Raw genomic sequence first — 15,251 nt, 5'->3', positions numbered from 1 at the left:
TTTCAACCAACGGTTACTTCTTCGAAGCGTAGTATTTGAGTAGGATTTTTAAGACTTCTGGACGACTGAAATTGCCTGGTGGAAGCTCTCCAGCTGCTAACATTGCTCTTAACTTTGTTCCACTGATTTTGAGATGATCTTCCTTACCGTGCGGGCAAGTTTTTTCTGTAGTCATACCATCGCATTTTGTGCAATACATAGCTGCAGTAACTTTGATAGGCTGACAAAGAAGTTCACCTGGTTTGAATAAGTCAAAGATTTCTTGAGCTTGATAAGCGGAATAATAGTCGCCTACACCTGCGTGGTCACGACCCACTAAAATGTGGCTGCAACCAAAGTTTTGGCGGAAGATGGAGTGAAGAATAGCTTCGCTAGGTCCTGCATAACGCATTTCCATAGGATAAACTTTCATCACTGCATTCTTTTCATTGAAATAATTCTTTAAGAGAACTTCATAGCATTCCAGACGTGTCTCAGCAGGAATATCGCCCTCTTTGAGTTTTCCTACGATTGGGTGAATGAACAGTCCATCACAAATTTCATTTCCCATCTTGCATAGGAATTCATGGGAACGATGTAACGGATTCCGAGTTTGGAAAGCTGCAACAGTTGCCCAGCCCTTTTCATCGAATAATGCTCTGGTTTGCGCTGGGGTAGCATAGTAATCACCATATTTGGAAGCGTAGCCAAGTTGGCTGAATGTTACTAACTCACCGCCGACATTGATACTACCTTGAGCCATAACTTTTACAACACCGTCGTGTGCAGCGTCATCTGTGAAGAAAACTGCCTTGCACTCTTTGACTTTGTCATACTCATATTTATCGCTAACCGTAAGAATACCGCAATAGGTATCGGTTTCATCATCTACTAAAGCGACTTCCATGCCCACTTTGAGAGTTTCAGCCTGTTCAGGAGTAACGGACAAAGTGATCGGAAGCGGCCATGCCAAGCCATTAGTTAAGTGCTTTGTTTCAACAACACTCTCATAATTAGCTTTGTCCATGAACCCTGTTAATGGGCTGAATGCACCCATTCCAATCATTAATAGGTCCGAGGTTTCTCTGGAAGACATGCGAATCACTGGTAATGTTTTAGCCTTTGCTAAAGCATCTGCTCTTTGTGATTCAGGGAGTAATACCGGTGTTAACTTTCCACCATGTGGTGGTACTAGTTTCGACATCGTCTTATCCTCCTTTAATTAATTTTATAATGAATGTGAGTCTACTGCAGAAACAAGTGTTTAAGATGCCCACAGTCATAAGTAATTCCGTCTGAAGAGGCACCGTTAAAACAGAGTTTCTGGCATCCCCCCTTTCACTTATACTTTGTAGCTTTTTTCACCATATCAGTTAGCTAACCTCATAATTCGTATCAAAATATTGATTATGAGGTTAGCTGAACATCTAAATACAGGTAACTGTGTCAAGGTCTATTTCTCAAGCGATTCACAAAGGAATTCGGACATTTCCATGACTTTCAATACATCGCCCTTTTCTAACCCTGCACAGGCGTCATCAAGCATTGTTATGCAGTAAGGACAAGCAGTGACTATAATATCTGCATTTTGCTTAACAGCATCGTTGATTCGCAATTCACCAAAGCGCTCCCCAAAAGGTACTTCAGCCCAAATCCGTCCGCCTCCGCCTGAGCAACAAAGGCTCTTATTCTTAGCACGATCCAATTCAACGAATTCTGCCCCCGGTACAGCTTGGAGAAGTTCTCTTGGTGCATCATAAACTAAATTGTGTCGTCCTAAATAGCAAGGATCATGGAATGTGACTTTTTTAGCTTGTTCCCCTGGTAAAGAAAGCTTGCCATCTTTCAAAAGATTACCAAGAAGTTCCGAATAATGCATCACTTCATACTCTCCGCCCAGTTCTGGGTAGTCTGTTTTGAAGGCATACAGGCAATGAGGTGAGGTTGTAATAATTTTCTTGACACCTTTTCCGTTGAACAGCTTAATATTTGATTCTGCCAGTTTTGTGAAGAGATCCTCATCCCCGATTTTACGAATCGTCTCACCACAGCAGTTCTCTTCAGCCGTTAAGACTCCAAAACTAACTCCAGCTTGTTGTAAGAGTTTCACAACGCTTTTGGCAATCTTTTGACTGCGAGTGTCATAACACGAAGTACAGCAGACATAGAGCAGATATTCCATATCTTCGGTATAAGCCGGAACATTTAAGCCTTCTAACCAATCGGCTCTCTTCTCTTGAGGTCCAGTCCATGGGTTACCATTAGCATGAAGACTTCCTGCAACAGGCCGTAAATGTCCAGGCAAGATGCCAGCTCCAACTATAGTATTACGCATGGAACGTACATTTTTTATAATTTCTACACTTCTTGGACAGTTTGATTGACACATGCCACAGGTAACACAAGCAAAAAGAACTTCTTCATCATCGAATCCTTCTAAGCCGAGTTGGCCTTGACGTTGCATTTTTCGAATGTTAAATACTTCGCTCAGCTCGCCAGGTACCTGTCGGTAAGGACATAGATTGGTGCAGAGACCGCACTGCATACACCAGTTGAGCGTATCGGCGCCTGAAGAAATAATATATTCTCTCATCTCCAGAGATACTTCTTTTATTTCATCCATCATAATGCTCCTTTGCTATCTAATGGGGACATACCTCCTGCCCGGAGCCTAACTCATCACTAGGAGGTGACCTTAGATCACTTAGAACCCTTTGTAGGGGTTAGGGCCCAGTTCATCCAGTCTCTTGGCAAAGTCATCCAATAGAGCCGGTATCTTGTCATAATCCGTAATGGAGACTTGATCCATTCGCACTCGATCAGAGTCCAGATCCAGCCTGTCTAAGGTTTCCGACACTTTTGATAGCCTGATTTCGGCCAGCTCACTTCCTTTGATGAAGTGGCACTGATAATCATCGCCATGCTTACATCCTAAGAGGAAGATTCCATCGATACCAGCTGACATTGAATCGGCAATCCAAACTAAGCTCAATGAACCCAGACATCTTAGAGGGATAACACGAACCCAAGCATTATATTTGAGTCGATTAATACCCGCCATATCCAAAGCAGGGTAAGCATCATTTTCACAAGCGAAGACGAGGATTCTTGGTTTTTCTTCATCTTCATCAGGAACTTCGATAGATTTAATAAGATTGCCAATCATTGGGACTGAGTAGTTTTTAAACGTAATAATCCGTTCAGGACAAGCGCCCATACAAATTCCACATCTGCGACAACGTGTAGGATTTGGCAACGGATTGAATTTATCATCTTCGTTAATAGCACCGAAGGGACATTCCACTGTACAACGTTTACATTGTGTACATCTCGACATTGCAAAGTCTGGGAAAGACATATCCCCGACACGAGGATGTACAGCAACGCCTTGTGCGCTTGATTCCATGCATTGGATAGCTTTTAACGCTGCTCCAGCAGCATCTTCAACCGAAGATAACTCATCCATCGGAGCTCTAACGCTACCAGCGGCATAAATACCAGTTCGGCGAGTTTCATAAGGGAAGCAGATAAAATGAGAATCTGCATAACCGTATTTTAACGTAGGCATCTCTGGACCTTGGCGATAGGCCAAGTTTAAAAGATTCGACTTGCGAATAATTTCCGGCTTAGGACCATCATCTTCTTTACAGTCTTCTTCAGTATCAGCCTTGGCTGCGATATCCTCTCCTAAGGCTGTGGTGGGCACCATACCATTTGCCAAAACCACCATATCTACGCCTTCAGTAGTAATCGTTGCCCCTGATAGAACATCCGTTGCTTCAATAAGCAGATTCTTTTCGCCATCCTCAGTGATACCATTGATTTCTCCTCTGACGAAAATACCTCCATCTTTTTGCACTTGTTGATAAAGACGTTCATACTGACCGGATGCTCTCATGTCTTTGTAGAAAATAAAGACGTTTGCTTCCGGATTTTGTTCTTTTAGATAAGTCGCTTGTTTCAAAGATTCTACACAGCATGTTGCAGAGCAATAAGGCAAGTGTTCCTGATCGCGAGATCCAGCGCATTGAATAAAGGCAATACTCTGTACTTCTTTGCCGTCTGGGCGTAGAATTTTACCCTTGGAAGCTAACTCTTCCATTTTTTGACTAGTAATTACGTTTTCATATTTACCATAACCAAGATAGTCTAACTTAGCAGGATCATAGGGCACGGCCCCAGTAGCAAGAACTACCGAACCGACTCTTTCCTTAACAGTCGTACCATTTTGGTTAATAGAAGCATCGAACATGCCAGGTGCACCGGCAATTTCCAAGATTTCAGCACCTGTGTATACTGTAACATCAGGGTTGGCTTCAACTTGACTAACAAGCTCTGCGATATCAACTGCTTCAGGTGTTGTAAAAGGCGCCTTGCGAGGAGCTTGTTTAAATAGGCCATTCATCCATCCGCCCAGTACTGGGCTTTTCTCTACTAAAACAGCCTTGTATCCAGCTTTGGCAGCTTCTAACGCCGCTGTCATTCCTGTCAAGCCACCGCCTACTACCAGTAAGGTTTTAACCATATTTTCACCTTGATAAGGCTCCGGCAGATCGATATGCTTCACTTTGGCAAGACCCATTCTCAGATAATCCTCAGCCATCATCTGGGTATCCTCATCATTGGCTGGTTGACTCCAGATAACCTGTTCTCTAATGTTTACTCTCTCCATGATACATGAAGAGTCAAATTCAAAAACATCATAATTGACACGGGGTGAGCATGCAGCTATTAGAAGTGTATTAACGCCCTCAGTCTCAATGTCATTCTTGATTAGCGCCACCCCTTCAGGTCCACAGAGAAAGGGGTGTGTTTTACAAACCGGAACCTTGCCCTCCTTGGTGGCAACCTTGGACAGGCTCTCTATTTCCAGAGATTCTCCGATACTACATCCAGTGCAGATATAAACACCTGTTTTTTTATCCATTGGGCTACCTCCTCACCGTAGATTGAATGGCCTTAAGAGCAGCAGAAGTAGAATCTTTAACCGATGAGGAAACATCCAAAGGCTTCTTAACGCATCCTGCGCCATAAATCCCTAATTGTTGCGGATTGGAAACAACGAAACCATCCTCATCATAGGCAATTGCATCCGGTACATTCGAAGTAGCCGGTACCATACCTGTCGCCAGTACAACCATGTCAACAGTTTCCTTCATGATCTCCCCGGTCAACTGATTCTCTACTTGAACGATCAAATCTTTGGTCACGGGATCTTCTGAAATCTCTCCAACTTTTCCCTTGATCATGGTGATATCATCTTGAACTTTGGTATAAAAATCTTCATGTTTACCCATCGCCCTGACATCTATATAAAACATATAAACCTTAGAATCTGAATTCATTGCTTTAACGTATGTGGCTTGTTTTAGTGAAGCCATACAGCAAACTCCAGAACAATAGGGCAGATGATTTTCGTCTCGAGAACCAGCGCACTGGACAAAAGCAACCGATTTAACTTCTTTGCCGTCTGAAGGACGAACAATTTTTCCGGCTGTAGGGCCATTTGAGGCCGCTAATCTTTCCATTATGACGTTTGTAATAACATTTTCATGCTTTCCATAACCATAATAATCAACTTTCTTGGCATCGTAGGGCTGCCAACCTGTAGCCCAAACAATAGCTCCAACATTTAAATTGAAGCTTTTTGCCGACATGTCCAATTCGATAGCGCCATACTGACAGGCAGCAACGCACTTTCCGCATTCAGCCCCCAGACAAGCTTGATCGTCGATCACATACTTCATAGGGAAAGCAAACTCATGAGCTCTATAGATAGCCTGAGTTTTATCCATTCCATAATTAAATTCGTTTGACCTCTGCGCAGGACATACTTCAGAGCACTTACCACACGCTGTGCAGTTCTGATTTACATAACGGGGATTTGACTTAACAGTTACTGTATAATCTCCTTCTACACCGTCGATTTTTTCAATTTCGGCCAAAGTGAAGAATTTGATCCGGGGATTTTGCTTAATCCTTTTAAAATTAATCTCCAACCCGCAGTTCGGGGGGCATAACTTGGGAAAATACTGGTTCATCTGGGCAACTCTGCCACCTAAATAGGATTTCTGTTCAACCAGATAGACCTCGCTTCCTGCTTCGGAAGCTTCAATAGCGGCTGTAAGTCCGCTTACTCCCCCTCCGACTACTAAAATACTCTTATGCGCCATCCTTCTACCTCCCTTATATGTCAATAAACTCTCAGCTTCCGCCGAGGCGGTTGGAACAAAGATATCCTTGAAACCAACCTTATAGCATTCCTCCTATGTTAATAGGAGATATTTGCTTTCTATAGTACTTTTGGGATAAATATAGAGACTCTGGCTCGTCATAGTATAAATCGAGTTTTTAGCCTTCAACTAAACTCTCTAAGTAACAATAGGGAATATGATTTCTTTCACATATAATATAAGGAACTTGCCTCATGGCAATGAATCCAAGTTAAACGTAACAAAATGCACAATCTATTTTAAAAAAATTTGTATTTGCAAACTAAGACTAGCACTGTGGTCGTAATTAGTCAATATGGCGATAATTAAGAAATCGTATGGTAAAATTGTAATTATCCTACATTTATGGTTCTGGGCGAACAATAAATGTAAAGTAATCCTGTCAGTTCGACTTTAGTTGCGAGCAATTTACGTGTTTAATCCCCTATTACAACATACTGTCTGAAAGTTCTTTTTAGTTTATCAATCTCTAAGCAAAACTGAATTACCTCAAATATTCATATTAATTCCAATTCAGAGCATTCTTTCCTTGTATCTTTCATCTCTTCCACATTCACCCTTAGAATTCCTTCTATTGGTAAATAATTTGTCCCTAGAGAGAAAGCTGGCAATAGAAAAACTTCATATGAATCTATTCTAATAACAGGGGGAGAGTGGTGCAGTTGCGTCACTCTCCCCCTGTTATTCAGTTTATAATTAGCTCTTGCATTCTTGATAAAGTTTATATAATGCCTGAGTTCCACTGTTTTCTTCTCCTTGATCTGCTAACTTCTCATATAGTGTTTTAGCTAACGCCAAACCCGGGGTAAGCAGACCCATTTGTTGCGCGGAATCCAAAGCAATCGTCATATCCTTAATAAAATGTTTAACATAGAAGCCTGGGGCAAAATTATTGGCTAGCATACGTGGAGCCAAGTTACTCAAGGAAAAACTGGCAGCTGCACCTGTTTCGATGCTTTTTAAAACATTTTCTGGATTCAATCCGGCTTTTTGCGCATAGGCCATCGCTTCACAAACCCCAATCATATTGGAAGCGATAGCAATTTGGTTACACATTTTCGTATATTGCCCGGAACCGGCACTTCCTTGTAAAACAATATTCTTTCCTAGGCAATTGAAAATAGGAAGCATTGCTTTATACGCTTCTTCTTCTCCGCCAACCATTATAGCCAAACGAGCTTCTTTTGCACCTACATCCCCACCGGATACAGGAGCATCGAGCGCATACATTCCCAAGTCCAGAGCTTCTTTATAAATATTCTTCGCCAAGTCTGGGGCTGAGGTTGTCATATCTATTAAATAACTCCCCGCCTTAGCATGCTTTATAATTCCATCTGCTCCTAAGTAAACTTCTTCAACATCCTTCGGATAACCCACCATGGTGATGACAACATTACTTCGTTCAGCCAATTCAGCAATTGTATCTTGCCAAACCGCCCCCATTTCAATTAAATCTTCAGCACTTGTCTTCGTTCGGTTGTAAACAACTACTGGATAACCTGCCTTCAATAAATGTCCAGCCATACTCTTACCCATAACACCCGTGCCAACAAAGCCAATGATAATATCCTCTTTAGTAAGTGTCATTGATCCATTTCCCCCTTCAATTAACCCATCAGAAAATACTATAGAATATCGAGAAAAGAGTGTCAAGCAACCCCTTTCCATATGACAGGAATCCAGTTGCGAAGTTCTTTAATCCGTAAGTGCTTCGGAAGACGTACAAATAATCTTGCATAGTTCTATGGAAATAAATCAAATCTCTCCGAGTGAACTCGTTCAGCTAAAGCTGAACATCGAGACTTCTGTGACGTAAGTCTCCAATACGATAGTCTCCGGTGGAGATTATCGCCGAAAGCGCACGACCCGTAACGAATACAATTGCGCTGAGGATAGACTTATGCCGAAGGGGCATTTCCACTGACGAATACATTCGCACCGTAGGATGGAGTCTACCCACCGAAGTAGAATGAGGAACACCCACTTACAAGAAGTGGGAGTCTCAGAATTGATGAATCCTCTAAAAGACTTTTTCATGATAAAGATAGGCAGGATAAAATCCTGCCTACCTCTATATTTTCTAATAAATTACTTACCGGCCTTCCAAAGACCGTGAATATTGCAATATTCTCTTACTTCGACAACGTCGTCTGCCGAGACTAGGAAAGATGCTTCGGGTGCTTGGCCTGGTTCAAGTTCTGCTCTAAGAACCTGATCCTTAGTAAGAACTTCAATAAATCGGATTGAATGCTTTTCCTCCATGGGGTGCGCGACACTGCCCACTTTAACTTTGATTCCCCCGTTTATCTCTTCAATAACAGGTACATGTTTTTCAAGACTGGCATCTTTAGTGCCTGCCTCTAATTTTTCCATTGGTTTGTTACAACAGACCAATGCAGACGCTCCCGAATTAACAACCTCAATCACATTTCCACAAATACTGCATACATATAGTTCTCTTAGATTTGTCATGTACAAGCCTCCACTTCTTTTTTTACTTGTAATTAGTATTCTCCAGAAAAAGTTGTTTTCCTCCTTATAAACATTACTTTTTTATAATAATCATTAAAAACGCAATCTATTATTTATTTACGCATTGAATCCGGATTCATGAATAAAATTCTTCTAACATAATTTTCTGTCTAATCTAAATATTACAATTAATCTTTTTGCCTAGGTTAATTTCACCTTAACGTGAAAAAGGAGGGCAAGTAATGAACAACATCTCGACCAATGAAAAACTCCTTCCTTGGACTAACCATTACGATCTTGAAGTCCCCATTACACTTAATTATCCGAACGTCAGGCTGGATGAATTATTCCATCGAAGTGTCAAAGACCACTCGGAGGCTATCGCCTTAATTTTTTTCGGTCGAGAGATACGTTACAAGCAATTGGGCCACTGGGTAAACAGCTTAGCTGGTGCGATGCAAGAAATGGGCATACATCAAGGAGACCGAATTGGGCTTCTACTGCCTAATTGTCCTCAATATGTGATGTCTTATTATGCCATTTTAAGCATTGGAGCAGTGGTCGTCCCTGTTAATCCCCTCAGCACGGAATCTGAACTCCTGCATATTTTTCGAGATGGGTTGATCCGGGTTGTCATCAGCTTAGATCTCTTAGCAGGACGGTTAGAAAATGTTCGAGATACTTGTCACAATAGCGGAGAACACCATATCCTAGAACACACTTTTTATACTTCTTTAAACGAATTTATGCCTCTCCCAATTAAGCTTTTATACCCATTGTCTCGGAAATTATCTGCCGAAACTAAAGCTCGTTTACCTCAATGCAAGTGGTTAAAACACCTGCTCCAACAAGAATCTCAGCCAATCATCCCAATTAATATTGATCTCACTCAAGACATTGCACTCCTAATTTATACAGGAGGAACAACTGGCAAACCCAAAGGAGTCATGCTCTCGCATAAAGCTCTAGTTGCTAACGCCGCCCAAGGAGCCTCTTGGGTCCAAATGCGAAAGGATGACCGTTTATTAGCGGTTCTCCCAATATTTCATGGCTTTGGCATGTCTGTTTGTATGAATGCACCTCTGATTTCAGGATCTTCTTGTGTTCTTATTCCACGCTTCAATGGAGATGACATTCTCAAAGGAATTCACCGCTTTAACCCTACTCTCTTTGCTGGAGTACCCACCATGTATATAGGTCTCATTAACCATCCTCGTTTAGCACGCTATAACCTTTCCTCTTTGCGCGGATGTTTTGTCGGAGCCGCGCCTTTAGCCCCAGAAGTTAAGCGCCAGTTTGAAGAACTCACTCAAAGCAGACTGATGGAAGGCTATGGTCTTACTGAAGCTGTCACAGCACTCTGTGCCAATCCCTATAACGGCGTAAATAAAGCAGGCAGTATTGGTATACCCTTTGCTGATGTCATTATGCAAGTCAGAGATATTGAGACCGGGGAAAAACTCCTTCTGCCCCTAGAAATTGGAGAAATCGTGCTTACTGGTCCGGAGATCATGCTCGGATACTATAATCAGCCTCAAGAAACTAGTTCGGCAATCCGGGATGGTTGGCTCTACACCGGAGATATTGGCTACATGGATGAAGAGGGTTATTTCTATATTGTAGACCGCAAGAAAGATATGATTATTACTGGCGGGTTCAATGTTTATCCACGCGAAGTAGAAGATGTCCTCTATCAGCACCCAGCTGTGAAAGAGGCATGCGTTATAGGCATCCCTGACGATTATAAGGGAGAACGTGTAAAGGCATTTATCACCTTAAAAACAGATGTGATGGTCGAAGAGCAAGAGATTATCACCTTCTGCCGACAGCATCTCTTGCCTTATAAAGCTCCCCAACTCGTTGAGATTCGCCCAGACCTCCCTATGACAGCTATTGGAAAAATTCTAAAACGCACTCTGCGGGAGCCATCCTCCCCTGCTCCAACAGAAACTCAGTGAACTCGTTCAGCTAAAGCTGAACATCGAGACTTCGGTGACGATAGTCTCCAGTGGAGATTATCGCCGAAAGCGCACGGCCCGCAACGAATTCATTTGCGCTGAGGATTGGAACACCGTTACCCGATTAATTATTAAACGCCTAAGGAGATGAACTGCCTAAATGGTTGAAACTTTTAACCCGACAGATTCTAAGGAATCATTGAAACTGCTTATTGAAGAGGCCTCTCTCAAAGGCGCCGATCGCCTAAACCGGTACCCCAAGTACAGGTTTTTTGGTTATTTCTGTTCCTATTTTCCTGAAGAACTAATTATAGCGGCAGGTTTACACCCCTTGCGCCTTTTACCGGATTCAGAGAACTCAACTCCAGTTGAACTCCCCGCCTATTGTTGTTCTTTAGCCAGGGGAACTCTAGACATGGAAGTAAGAGAGAAGTGGCGCGACCTTGTCGGTATCGGGTTTACTCATACCTGTGACACGATGCAATGTCTAAGCGGAATCTGGGCAGCCAGCGGTCAGAGCAAAACTGTTGACATTGTTCCGCCAGTTATGTTAAAAGCCCCGGGAGCTTCCCGCTATTATCATGCCGAACTGCATACTCTCTTAAGTAAACTAACGGACCTGACTAAACAAAAAATCGAAGCCGAGGCTATCAGAAATGCCCTAATCTTATGTGCAAATACGCGAAAATTAGCTGCTGAACTTGATGTCCTTCGTCCTAACCTTCCTTCCCCTTTGATTTTCTCCCTGCTCAGAGCCGGACAGCTAATGCCGCGTTCTGAGTATACCCACGCTCTTGTAAACAGCTTTCCGGCGTTAAAAGAAATGGCCGAAGAACCTCATAACAAAGCAAAGGTTCTTGTCAGCAGCGCCGTGCTGGAAAATGACAGCCTTTTCGAAATGATCGAAGAATTGGGAGGCAGAGTCGTTGCGGATGATACATGCACCGGGTTTCGACACTTCTCAGGAGTCACAGTGAGCGGATCGGAAGACCCTCTTTTAGACATCGTCCGAAGGTACTCTGAAATGCCCCCCTGCCCGTGTAAAAACCGCAGTCTGAACGAAAGAATTTCCTATTTAACTACTCTAGCTAAACAACGACATGCTCAAGGCGCCATTATTATCGTCAGAAAATATTGCGAACCCCATGCTTGGGATGCCGCTACACTCTCCGAGAGTTTGCGCAAGAACGGCATTCGCACTCTGACGCTTGAACTGGAAGGGGCAAATGCAGGAGGACAAGAAAGAACTCGACTTCAGGCCTTCCTAGAGAGTTTGCTAGGCTATGAATTATAAAGGAGAAAGATTAAGATGCATACAACAAAAGAGAAACGCCGCAATTACCGGCCTCTAGTCAGCAACAAAGCACTCCAACAAACTATGGGCAGCTACTATGCTTTGACAAGCTGGCATCGTTACTGGGGCAAATTCTTACGACGTCCTTTGGCCTGGGTCACCAGCGGTGCCCCGGTCGAACTCCTGCGCGCTTTTAATATTCATTGCGCTTATCCGGAACAATATGCGGCTATATACAGTGCGCGCAAAGCCACTGTCGACCTTTGCGAAGTTGCTGAAGCGGCTGGTTATTCCCAAGACCTCTGTTCCTATGCCCGGTCAAATATCGGTGGAGTCCTTCGGCCAGACCTGGCCCCTTTGGGCGGGATGCCGAAACCCGACCTCTTGGTAGCCTGCAATAATATTTGCGGAACAGTGTTAAAGTGGTATGAAGTTTTAGCACGTCACTTTAATGTACCACTATTAGTTCTAGATACACCATTTCTGACTGACCAACTAACCCCGCAGGTCAAAGACTTCGTCTTAGAACAATTATATGCTATGGCAGCAGATTTGGAAGAAATCACCGGTCGGCGCTTCAATGAAAAAAAATTAGCTGAACAAATGAACTTGAGTCGAAAAATCACCTCTCTCTGGATAGAAACCCGACAATATTGTCAAGCCAGTCCCTCTCCCCTCAACGCTCCCGATCTCTTCATCAACATGGCACCTATTGTAGTCTTAAGAGGCTCACAGAAAGGAATTGATTTTTACCGCAAACTCAAAGACGAAGTCAAAGAACGAGTTGAACTTACTCAGGGAGCAATCGAAAATGAGCGAATTCGCTTAGTCTGGGACAACATCGCCATCTGGCCGCAATTGTTTAGTTTTTACAAAATGTTTTCTGAAAAAGGGGCATGTTTTGTGACTGACACCTATAGTGGGGGTTGGGCTGTCGAGCAAGCTCCCGGTACTCCGATGGAAAGCATGGCGACGACTTACACTGAAGTTTTTCTCAACCGTTCCCCTAAGTTCCGTGCCAATCAATTAATTAATCTGATCAAGGAGTACAGAGCCGATGGTTTCGTAATGCATTCAAATCGTTCCTGTAAACCTTATTCTTTAGTTCAAGAAGTGATTCGCAAAGAAGTAATGCGTGAAACAGGGGTGCCTGGGTTAATGATTGAAGCGGACATGGCAGATCCCAGAGCCTATGCAGAAGAACCCGTCCGCAATCGAGTCCAAGCTTTCTTAGAAACATTTGATGATCTAAAATAATCGAGACCGCAGCACAAGGTTGAGGTTGTAAGTTCGAAATAATTCCTCACAAAAATATAGGGCAAGGATTTATATTCTATGTTTAGTGTCTGATCGTACCGTGAATCGAATAAGGAGGACTGTTCATGTCAAACTACTATGTCGGAGTAGATATTGGATCTCTTACTGTAAAAGTGGTTCTAATAAACAATGATTTAGAAATTCTCGGACAGGCAAAAATCCGCGCAGGCTATCATGGGCGTGAAGTCGCCATACGCCTTGAAGAGCAACTTCTCGCTGATTTCGGTTTAACTATTAAGCAGGTCACTGCCACGGTTGCAACCGGTTATGGCCGAGTCACCTTCCCCTCTGATCGGGAACTGTCTGAAATTACCTGTCAAGCTAAAGGAATTAGTCATCTTTTTCCAAGTTCTCGAACCATTATCGATATAGGGGGGCAAGATAGCAAAGTAATTAAATTATTTCCAAATGGCAAAGTCGCAGACTTTACAATGAATGACAAATGCGCTGCAGGTACAGGTAGGTTCTTAGAAGTGATGGCCACGGCTCTGGAAATAGAATGGCATGAGATTGGGGAATTGGTTTCATCCTCTGAAAACCCCACAAAGATTTCCTCGTTTTGTACTGTTTTCGCTGAATCCGAAATTATTTCCCAGGTATCCGCAGGAGCATTGAAATCAGATATTTTAGCGGGGGTTTGTGATTCGGTAGCCAGCCGAGTAGCCTCTATGACTCGGCGAACCGGATTGGAAACGGATATTGTGTTTACGGGCGGAGTAGCCCTCAATCGAGGCGTGGTTAATGCCCTAACCAAGCAGCTGGGCTACCCCCTTCTCGTATTTCAAGAACCTGTTATTACAGCCGCGTTGGGCGCAGCTTTACTGGCCAGGGAGATCAGCAAATAGTAAACTTGTTCAAAGAGAAAACGCTCAAATTTTATACATACATACCCATTAAGAATATCCCAATTACCTTGCCCCATATCTCCCAAAACTGAGATATCGGCAGAGGATTAATTCCGTGACCACATTCGACTGTAAAGCCAGGTCGTCTCCATTCTTGAATAAACCAATCCTTATACCCTGCGTCACTTTCCACATACCGTACTGCTTCGTATCCGCTAACTTCTATGAACCGATTCACGATCTGTTGTGATTCATTGGGTTCAAACCCCCTGTACCCCCAATAAATCTCCTCTCCCTGAGTATGAAAAGCACTCACCAAGCGAAAGTTATGGGCCCTTGTAAACTCCGCCATCGCTCTAGCTTCCGGCTCGGAGAGAGGTGCCGTCCCTGTATAATCCCGGGGAGACGGGCCAGAAGATGCTCGTCTGGACACTTCAGTCTCCCAGTAGGCCGGAAACTGATCATTTAAATCTACCCCTCGAATGTTGGCCTTCCAACCACTGAAATCTCGTGATCCACGATTGATCCGCAGTGCGTTTGCAAAGGTTGAAGAATTCGTATCGATTTTCCCCTGTACCAGTTGCACTCCATCAGGATTGACCATAGGAACAACCCACAAGGAAACACTGTCAAATAGGCTTTTGATATTAAAGGTTCCAATTTTTTTCCCTGAAACGTAAGCTTTAGCATAGACTTCAACAAATTTCATCAATAACAAAGTTGTAATCCACTCATTGGCATGAAAAGATCCATTATAATGGACTTCTTTTTTCCCTTGCCCTATCCTTACAACTGGAATTGAACGGCCCATAACCGTAGTTCCAATGGAATCTACCTTAATGAAAGGATAGCTTTCTCTAAGTGTCTCAAGGTCACTAACCATTTCATTATAACCGTAGCTCTCTCTGGGAATAACGATGGTTCTCTGGGGCGCTGCCTTTGGGACATTTACCACCTGCCCTGGTCTAATCAAGGAAGGGTTTTTTATATTTGGGTTAGCAGCGAGCAGCGAGCTAAGGCTTATTCCATACTTCTGAGCAATAATAAAAAGTGTTTCCCCTTTTCTTACTGTATGTTTTATCACTGGCTCATTGACACCTCCTGAATATTGAATAATTACCCTGTATGTAACTATGGAAAAATATTTATTTTT

Annotated in this window: 11 protein-coding genes; 4 read left to right on the top strand and 7 right to left on the bottom strand. The window is 43.1% G+C overall.

Going from position 1 to position 15,251, the window contains the following annotated elements:
• Positions 1–13: 13 nt before the first annotated feature.
• The 6 genes from sat to M8E35_RS16350 form a co-directional block, all read right to left on the bottom strand.
• Positions 14–1,183 carry a sulfate adenylyltransferase gene (gene sat, locus M8E35_RS16375; protein ID WP_073031595.1) on the bottom strand — a complete coding sequence of 390 codons (1,170 nt, stop codon included), beginning with the start codon at positions 1,181–1,183 and terminating at the stop codon, positions 14–16.
• Between the two features lie 249 nt (positions 1,184–1,432).
• Positions 1,433–2,602 (bottom strand): (Fe-S)-binding protein, encoded by a 1,170-nt coding sequence (locus M8E35_RS16370; protein ID WP_252470291.1) that lies wholly within the window; start codon positions 2,600–2,602, stop codon positions 1,433–1,435.
• An 81-nt stretch (positions 2,603–2,683) separates the two neighbouring features.
• Positions 2,684–4,906 carry a hydrogenase iron-sulfur subunit gene (locus tag M8E35_RS16365; protein ID WP_252470290.1) on the bottom strand — a complete coding sequence of 741 codons (2,223 nt, stop codon included), beginning with the start codon at positions 4,904–4,906 and terminating at the stop codon, positions 2,684–2,686.
• A 4-nt stretch (positions 4,907–4,910) separates the two neighbouring features.
• Positions 4,911–6,152, bottom strand: coding sequence for a CoB--CoM heterodisulfide reductase iron-sulfur subunit A family protein (locus tag M8E35_RS16360; protein WP_252470289.1), 1,242 nt, complete (start codon positions 6,150–6,152; stop codon positions 4,911–4,913).
• 756 nt (positions 6,153–6,908) lie between these two features.
• Positions 6,909–7,799 (bottom strand): NAD(P)-dependent oxidoreductase, encoded by an 891-nt coding sequence (locus tag M8E35_RS16355; protein ID WP_252470288.1) that lies wholly within the window; start codon positions 7,797–7,799, stop codon positions 6,909–6,911.
• A gap of 501 nt (positions 7,800–8,300) precedes the next feature.
• On the bottom strand, positions 8,301–8,684 hold the full coding sequence (locus tag M8E35_RS16350) for a desulfoferrodoxin (RefSeq protein ID WP_252470287.1): 384 nt from the start codon (positions 8,682–8,684) through the stop codon (positions 8,301–8,303).
• 242 nt (positions 8,685–8,926) lie between these two features.
• On the opposite strand from M8E35_RS16350, the gene M8E35_RS16345 reads away from it, so the two are divergent.
• The 4 genes from M8E35_RS16345 to M8E35_RS16330 all read left to right on the top strand — a co-directional run bounded on the left by M8E35_RS16345 (position 8,927) and on the right by M8E35_RS16330 (position 14,098).
• Complete coding sequence (locus M8E35_RS16345) at positions 8,927–10,642, top strand: long-chain-fatty-acid--CoA ligase (RefSeq protein ID WP_252470286.1); 1,716 nt, start codon at positions 8,927–8,929, stop codon at positions 10,640–10,642.
• 160 nt (positions 10,643–10,802) lie between these two features.
• The gene (locus M8E35_RS16340) at positions 10,803–11,936 is read left to right on the top strand and encodes a 2-hydroxyacyl-CoA dehydratase family protein (protein ID WP_252470285.1); all 1,134 of its coding nucleotides are present in this window, start codon (positions 10,803–10,805) and stop codon (positions 11,934–11,936) included.
• A 15-nt stretch (positions 11,937–11,951) separates the two neighbouring features.
• Positions 11,952–13,193, top strand: a complete 1,242-nt coding sequence (locus M8E35_RS16335) for a 2-hydroxyacyl-CoA dehydratase subunit D (RefSeq protein WP_252470284.1) — start codon at positions 11,952–11,954, stop codon at positions 13,191–13,193.
• 125 nt (positions 13,194–13,318) lie between these two features.
• Positions 13,319–14,098, top strand: coding sequence for an acyl-CoA dehydratase activase (locus M8E35_RS16330; protein ID WP_252470282.1), 780 nt, complete (start codon positions 13,319–13,321; stop codon positions 14,096–14,098).
• Positions 14,099–14,129: 31 nt separating this feature from the next.
• Here the strand turns inward: M8E35_RS16330 and M8E35_RS16325 are convergent, their stop codons facing one another.
• The gene (locus M8E35_RS16325) at positions 14,130–15,182 is read right to left on the bottom strand and encodes a M14 family zinc carboxypeptidase (protein WP_252470280.1); all 1,053 of its coding nucleotides are present in this window, start codon (positions 15,180–15,182) and stop codon (positions 14,130–14,132) included.
• Between the last annotated feature and the right edge of the window lie 69 nt (positions 15,183–15,251).

Origin of the sequence: Desulfosporosinus nitroreducens, assembly GCF_023897015.1 — a bacterium.
Classification (GTDB): Bacteria; Bacillota; Desulfitobacteriia; order Desulfitobacteriales; family Desulfitobacteriaceae; genus Desulfosporosinus; species Desulfosporosinus nitroreducens.
The sequence above is the reverse complement of the archived record's forward strand: the minus strand, read 5'-3'. Positions and strand labels throughout refer to the sequence as shown.